The following is a 6,980-nucleotide window of genomic DNA, read 5'->3' as shown; positions in this document are numbered from 1 at the left end:
CAGTTGGGGTTACGGGTGTTGTCTCAGTTGGGGTTACGGGTGTTGTCTCAGTTGGGGTTACGGGTGTTGTCTCAGTTGGGGTTACGGGTGTTGTCTCAGTTGGGGTTACGGGTGTTGTCTCAGTTGGGGTTACGGGTGTTGTCTCAGTTGGGGTTACGGGTGTTGTCTCAGTTGGGGTTACGGGTGTTGTCTCAGTTGGGGTTACGGGTGTTGTCTCAGTTGGGGTTACGGGTGTTGTCTCAGTTGGGGTTACGGGTGTTGTCTCAGTTGGGGTTACGGGTAATTCTTCAATTGGGGTGTTGGGTAATTCTTCAATTGGGGTGTTGGGTAATTTTTCAATTGGCGTTACGGGTGTTGTCTTAGTTGAAGTGTCAGGTTTTATCTCAGCCGGGGTGTCAGGTTTTGTCTTAGCTGGGGTATCTGGTGTTGTCTCAGCCGGGGTGTCAGGTTTTGTCTTAGCTGGGGTATCTGGTGTTGTCTTAGGTGGGGTGTCAGGTTTTTTCTCAGTTGAGGTTACGGGTGTTGTCTCAGTTGAGGTGTCGGGTTTTGTCTCAGTTGGGGTGTCGGGTGTAGGAGTTAGCTGCACAAAAGAGGGGTTTTCAATTACTCCCTCGCCTTTTATCGGTGGCTGTGCTTCTAAAGCCGCAGCAGTCTCAGCTTGAACACTAGTGATTGCAGGATCAGGTGTAGGCACAGGACTTTGCCTGTTCAAATCAAGTTCCCGAACCAGTTGGCTAGTTTCATAAAAATTTCTCAGATCAAAATCATATAATCTCTCAAATTTCCCTTTAACTATAATCACCATTTGCCCTGCTTCCAACACCTGAGTTTCAGAAGCTTCCTTGTTAGAAACTTCAATGCCACTATTTGTCAGCGCACCCACAATCGTAGTGTCCGTTTGTTGGTCGTAGCGTACAAATAATGCTGAACCACGAATTGCTGCTGCTGCATTTGGTGTTTGTATGCGTGTTTGCCCTTTTCCTGGTGGGATGAGTAGTAACACAGTCCCATTTGACAGTTTAAAGTCACGAGTCTTCGGCAAAAATTGAAATAACGCCTGTTCTCCAATTCGTGCCAAAGAGCCATCATTAAAACGCAAATCTGCTAGAGAAGCTCGACCAGTTGACAGCCCGTCCCCAGGCATCATTGCATCTAATTTGCGTGCGGGACGTTTCTTGAGTTTATCTTTGGGTATCAGTTGTACCATATTGCGGAGGTTCTGAATCTCCGCTCGCGTTAGAGGAGTTATGGCACTTACCCTATTTGGCAAAGGCAGTACTATAACTCCCCATAAACCAATCACTAATAGTGGAAACGATTTATGAAACATAGTTTGAGAATTTGTTAATTTCAACTAATACCAAAAAAGTTAAAGGTTTAAGCTGCTGATAATTGTTATAGAAAGTTTATTTAGTAAAATTATTTGTAATTTTGTCTACATTTAATAGATAAAATAGACAAAAAATGAATCATATTCATATATAGTTTATTTAAATTTTTATTCTTAAACTTATATTATATGCAATAAAATCTCTGGCAAATTTAAAAGTTAGTAATTGATATCAACAATTAAATGAAAAGTACCTTACATATAATTGATTCTAATAAGATCAGCAGATCAGATACAGTGAGAAGAAGTTCTTAGGGATGTGTTGTGAAGTGACTTACTGGCTGTATTTAACTAAATCTGAACATAATAATCTTTATCGCATCATCTCAGTTTTGCAAAAATCTGGAGAACAATCCGAAAAGCAGCAATTTTAGTTTGTAGTTTCAGTATATACCTACAAGGTTAAGATATATGCACTCAATTGTATTTTCTAAATCGGAACTTCTGATACAGCTTGTGGGTCTACATTTGCCAAATGCGATCAACGCAATCTAAACAGATGCGACTCAAAAACTGGAAGAATTTGTTTTTTTGTATTTTTTTAGCGTCCAGTGGTGGGAGCTGGTGTTGCATTAGAGTAGATGCGGCAGAATCTGCAAATACAGATATTTGGCATCCTAAAAATTTAGCAAATACACAGGTAACTTATCAGCTATGTCAGAATTTGGAGCAAGAGGTAATTAACTCTTTATGCAAGCAGTCGAGTGAGTTGCCAACTTTAGATTCCCATACGCCGTTAAATCTGGCACAGGAAACAACCGAAATTTCACCGCCCGATCCAGATCCAACCGGAGAATTTGGAGAGACTCAAAAGCAAAATGACCCGCCACAGCTAGAATCGCAGCCAAGTGTTTTGCCTGCATCTCCTCCAGACTCAAAAGAGGAAGTGTTGAATCCACCTCAAATAAATCAGTCCCAAAGGCTAGAGAGGCTAATACAGCTACTACGATCGCGAAAACAACCACCTGAGTCTGATAGCGATCGCGAATTGGGATTGCGTGTACGGGTACGACCCCTAGAACAACAGCTACCAAAACCGATAGAACAACCCCAATTCTTACCTCAGTTTAAACCTATCGGCTATCTACAGGGCCGTGTAGGTTACTTCCAGACGACTAATATTTTTTCCTCAAATGATAGTCCCATAGAAGATGGTTTAATTATTTCTGGACTGACGCTAACCTCTGCATATTTCCCTTTGACATCTAAGACTTTTTTAAACGCCTCAATTGATGGCAATCTCATTCGTTATATAAATCAGTCACAATATCATTACAACCAGATAAGATTTAATCTCAGTCTTTACCAGCATATATCGCAGCGAATGTACGGAGAAATCAGTTGGAGCAATCAACAGTTATTTTATGCTAACAACAGCGATCGCTTGGATAGCTTTAAAGCAGGCGATCGCTTTTTAAATGAGAATTCTCTGCAACTGTCTTTGGGACGGCGAGATCCCTTAACTCCAAAATTAACGCTAGATAGCTTCTACGAATTGAGTGTGAATTTTGCTGATCCCCAAAGTCGCGATCGGATAATCAATTCCTTTTGGGTGTCTCTGAACTACTACTTGCAAAAACCTCTCCAGGTTGGTATTGATTACCAGGTGAACTTCTCGGACTTTACACAGCGCGATCGAGAAGACCAATTTCATCGGCTATTCGGGCACTTAAATTACCGAATATCCGATACCAGTAATTTGAATGTACAGGCTGGAGCAAGTTTAGGTAGTTCAACCGTCGAAAACATTGATTTTGATGGCTGGTTCTTCAGTATTAATTACAGTTTGCAATTAGGTCGGTTTTGAAGTTTGTCCAAAGTCCAATTGTCAAAAACTAATGACCAATGACTATAAATAAGAAATCCAATCACTCCAGCTGCCCGCATAAAGTTTACCCTTGGTAATGCCAGCTAATTCTAAAGAAAGTAAATTTACGCAAGCAGTAACCCCAGAACCGCAATATACCAAGATTTCTTCGGCTGTTTCTAGCTTCTCCCACCGACAGTGTTGTTCTTCTTGAGGGAGTAGGTAACCGGAAGAGTCTGTAACTTCTTGCCAGGGATAGTTGACTGCACCGGGTATATGTCCAGCAATTTTATCAATTGGTTCTCGTTCACCTCGGTAGCGATCGCTTTCTCTTGAATCTACCAATACTATCTTGTGGCTATCTTTCCGGCTTTTCACCCCTGTAATATCTACCACCTTTTCTGTTTGCACTTGAGCTACAAACTTACCCATCTTTGGTTGAGGTACAACATCTGTAACAGGATACCCAGCTTTTTGCCATCCAGAAAAGCCTCCATCGAGTACTGCGACTTGCTCATGTCCTAGATAGCGCAAAAGCCACCATAAACGAGCCGCAAACGCAAAGCGCGAATCATCATAAGCTACAACTAAAGTTTTTTGGTAATTTACCCCAATCGACTCAAATTTTTTAGCTATATCATTAGGGTTAGGTAAAGGATGTCTCCCGCCATGCTTACCTACTGGACTGGAAAGATCCTGATTCAAATCTAAGTAATATGATCCCTCTATATGGCTTGTTTGGTACTGTTGTTGTCCTAGTTGTGAATCGGCTAAAGAAAAGCGACAATCCACAATAACGACTTGCGGATCTTCTAGATGTTCAAGCAGCCAAGCTGGCGAAACAACAAATTCAGGATTGGACATTGGTCATTATTTAGTTTTTTTGTAAGATGTCAGACTTAGAGAATTTTACACCTAAGCTAACAGCAGATGGTTCCTTCACCTTTGTCTCTCAGGAGTTTGGTGAATCCTTTCACAGCCATCATGGAGCGCAGCAGGAGAGTTTTTTCAAATTTGTGGAACCGACTCAACTGGCTACAGCGGCGCATAAACCGGTCTTGCGGCTGTTGGATATTTGTTATGGTCTAGGATATAACACAGCTGCTGCTTTGCAGACAATTTGGGCCGTGAATCCTACTTGTTGTGTTGAAGTAATCGGTTTAGAACTGAATTCAGCAGTGCCACAAGCTGCGATCGCTCATCATTTATTCGACAATTGGAACTGTAACTATATTGAAAGTTTGTCCCAGCTAGCTTTTGAGCATTATGTGCAAACACCTTGTCTAAAAGCAAAGCTACTAATTGGCGATGCTAGAACTACAATCACGGTAGTACGTCAGTCCGGTTTCTGGGCAGATGCAATTTTCCTCGATCCCTTTTCACCACCACATTGTCCTCAATTATGGACTGTTGAATTTATTAAACAACTGTCATTTTGTTTACATCAAGATGGTTTATTAGCCACCTATTCTTGTTCTGCTGCTATACGCACAGCACTTTTGTCTGCTGGCTTAATCATCGGTTCTACACCACCTGTGGGAAGGCGATCGCCTGGTACCGTGGCAGCACATTCTGGTAGTCCCGAGTCTAAATACCGCTCAGTACGCAGCACTTACTACGGGCTAAACCATAGCTATCCTATAACAGCACTCACTTCCCTCTCGCAAGCTGAAAAAGAACACTTACTAACCCGTGCTGCCATTCCCTATCGCGATCCGGAATTGAGCGATTCAACCGAAGTCATAGTAATGCGGCGACAACAAGAGCAACAAACCTCTTCGCTGGAAACTACCTCCCGTTGGCGAAAAAGGTGGCTGTCGGGAACACAAGGCAGGGATTTTATGGGAACTAGTTTGTAATTCGGTTGTAATGTCTACGACGGGCATAGCTGAGGCAACTAAAAACCTCATCCTCAGTCCTTAATTCCAGAAAAGTTAGACATTTTTTTGCCAAAAATTCTGATTTCCTTTCCAGATACTCAGGCAACGAGTTTTTACCAGCCAAATAGCTTAATTAAATATCTTATCAAATACTATATGTAATTTGATATACTTGAGTATTGCTATAATTGTATAAATAAAAATATATATACCTAATGGTTACCATAAAGATTTAAAACTAAAAACCCGATATATCGATATAAAGCAAGCAATCCTAACGCTTTCTAGCGCTGCTAGGTTAAAAATCTCCGTAAAAAACCTGATTTAAGATGTGTGCCAATTTATCATACTGGAACTAGAAGCAAAACAAAAAATTTGACAACACGATACCCTTTGTTCGTAACATAAAAGATACATGCTGCGAAAACCTAGATAGCAGCTTGACATCATGGATAATCCCTATGGAAACTCTGGCTCAGATACAGTCGAATATTAAATTTGTTTTTTAAATCTGACACTGTTAACTTGTGCAAAAACTTGGAGTGCCTTTGTGATTCAATGGAAATCCAACCATACAGGCTTTACAGAAGAAATTGTTAGTGGGTCAAACCCCGTTAGCAGAGTAAAGAGTATCGGTTCAAATAATGCCGTAGGATCGCAAAATTCGGAGGGTTATTCTTTAGGCTTACCTCAACAAGACCTTATGCTTGAAGATAGACAAGCAGTGTCTTCTTGGATAAAAGCTGATGTTAACTGTGGTGATGATTCATTGGTCTCTAGAACACTACAAGCCAAAGGTTCTAAAGTGAATGGGTTTGATTTAGATCCGCCGAAGGTTTTAGTTGTTGACGATCATGCCGCTAGTCGGATGACTGCTGTTGCCCTGTTGGGGATGGAAGGATACGAAGTAATTGAGGCAGATAGTGGTTCCATCGTTGTCGGATTGGTAACTCAAAAACAACCAGATTTGATTTTGCTGGATGTGATGATGCCAGGGATGGATGGATTTGAAGTCTGCCAATTGCTCAAACAGGATGAGCAGACTAGGCTAATCCCAGTGATTTTTATTACAGCATTAAATGACAGGCGATCGCGCATTCGGGGAATTGAAGTTGGGGCAGATGATTTTCTCACCAAACCCTTTGATCGTGTGGAACTAGCGGCGCGTGTCAAGTCCTTGGTGCGGCAGAAACGTCTGAACGAAGATTTAGACCATGCCGAACAAGTACTATTTTCCATTGCCATGTCGATTGAAAGTCGCGATCCCAATACAGGCAACCATTGTGAACGCCTGGTAAAACTGGGACAAGTTTTTGGTGAATACCTCAACCTCTCACGCTACCAAATTCGAGATTTGAGGTGGGGTGGTTATCTCCACGATATTGGTAAGGTGGGTATTCCCGATGCAGTGCTGCTGAAAAAAGGCAAACTCACCCCCGAAGATTGGCAGATCATGCAGCAGCACGTTTTGATAGGAGAAAAAATCTGTCAGCCATTACGCAGTATGCGGGGTGTAATTCCCATTATTCGCCATCACCACGAACGCTGGGATGGCTCAGGCTACCCTGATGGACTCAAGGGGGATGATATTCCCTACCTAGCGCAAGTATTTCAGTTAATTGATATTTACGATGCTCTGACCAGCGAACGACCTTACAAAAGAGCTTTTACTTCAGCAGAAGGACTTTTAGTGATGCAAGAAGAAGCTGATTCCGGTTGGCGTAATCCCAATCTAATGCAGCAGTTTGCCGAGTTTATTCGCTCCAGTCAGTAAAAACGCTGGCGACTAGGAGTAGGGGATTTTGTAGCTGCCGTAATCAGCACAAATTGGTATTATCATAACTCATTGTATATTTCACTCTTCTATGGTTAGCTGGTATGGTTTGAGCCTAAATTTTAAAGT

5 protein-coding genes are annotated in these 6,980 nt (G+C 41.8%); 3 read left to right on the top strand and 2 right to left on the bottom strand.

Annotation, left to right across the window (positions count from 1 at the left end; all coding sequences use genetic code 11):
• A partial coding sequence (locus tag F8R90_RS15805; protein ID WP_196511521.1) for a FecR family protein occupies positions 1-1,330 on the bottom strand: 1,330 nt, incomplete at its 3' end.
• 559 nt (positions 1,331-1,889) lie between these two features.
• On the opposite strand from F8R90_RS15805, the gene F8R90_RS15800 reads away from it, so the two are divergent.
• Positions 1,890-3,197 (top strand): hypothetical protein, encoded by a 1,308-nt coding sequence (locus F8R90_RS15800; protein ID WP_196511520.1) that lies wholly within the window; start codon positions 1,890-1,892, stop codon positions 3,195-3,197.
• Between the two features lie 42 nt (positions 3,198-3,239).
• Here F8R90_RS15800 and F8R90_RS15795 read toward each other — a convergent pair whose 3' ends face one another.
• Positions 3,240-4,061 carry a sulfurtransferase gene (locus tag F8R90_RS15795; RefSeq protein ID WP_196511519.1) on the bottom strand — a complete coding sequence of 274 codons (822 nt, stop codon included), beginning with the start codon at positions 4,059-4,061 and terminating at the stop codon, positions 3,240-3,242.
• Between the two features lie 26 nt (positions 4,062-4,087).
• Between F8R90_RS15795 and F8R90_RS15790 the strand changes: the two genes are divergently transcribed.
• On the top strand, positions 4,088-5,056 hold the full coding sequence (locus tag F8R90_RS15790) for a tRNA (5-methylaminomethyl-2-thiouridine)(34)-methyltransferase MnmD (RefSeq protein WP_196511518.1): 969 nt from the start codon (positions 4,088-4,090) through the stop codon (positions 5,054-5,056).
• 571 nt (positions 5,057-5,627) lie between these two features.
• Positions 5,628-6,851, top strand: a complete 1,224-nt coding sequence (locus tag F8R90_RS15785) for an HD domain-containing phosphohydrolase (protein ID WP_196511517.1) — start codon at positions 5,628-5,630, stop codon at positions 6,849-6,851.
• Positions 6,852-6,980 lie beyond the last annotated feature (129 nt).

It is taken from the genome of Nostoc sp. NZL (assembly GCF_015714705.1).
In the GTDB taxonomy this organism is placed as follows: domain Bacteria; phylum Cyanobacteriota; class Cyanobacteriia; order Cyanobacteriales; family Nostocaceae; genus Nostoc; species Nostoc foliaceum_A.
Note: the sequence above shows the minus strand (reverse complement) of the source record. Positions and strands in the feature narration are given on the sequence as shown.

What these genes read in the sequence shown, in the direction of transcription:
- F8R90_RS15800 (WP_196511520.1), top strand. Translation starts at nt 1,890, where the DNA reads ATGCGACTCAAAAACTGGAAGAATTTGTTTTTTTGTATTTTTTTAGCG.
- F8R90_RS15795 (WP_196511519.1), bottom strand. Translation starts at nt 4,061, where the DNA reads ATGTCCAATCCTGAATTTGTTGTTTCGCCAGCTTGGCTGCTTGAACAT.
- F8R90_RS15790 (WP_196511518.1), top strand. Translation starts at nt 4,088, where the DNA reads ATGTCAGACTTAGAGAATTTTACACCTAAGCTAACAGCAGATGGTTCC.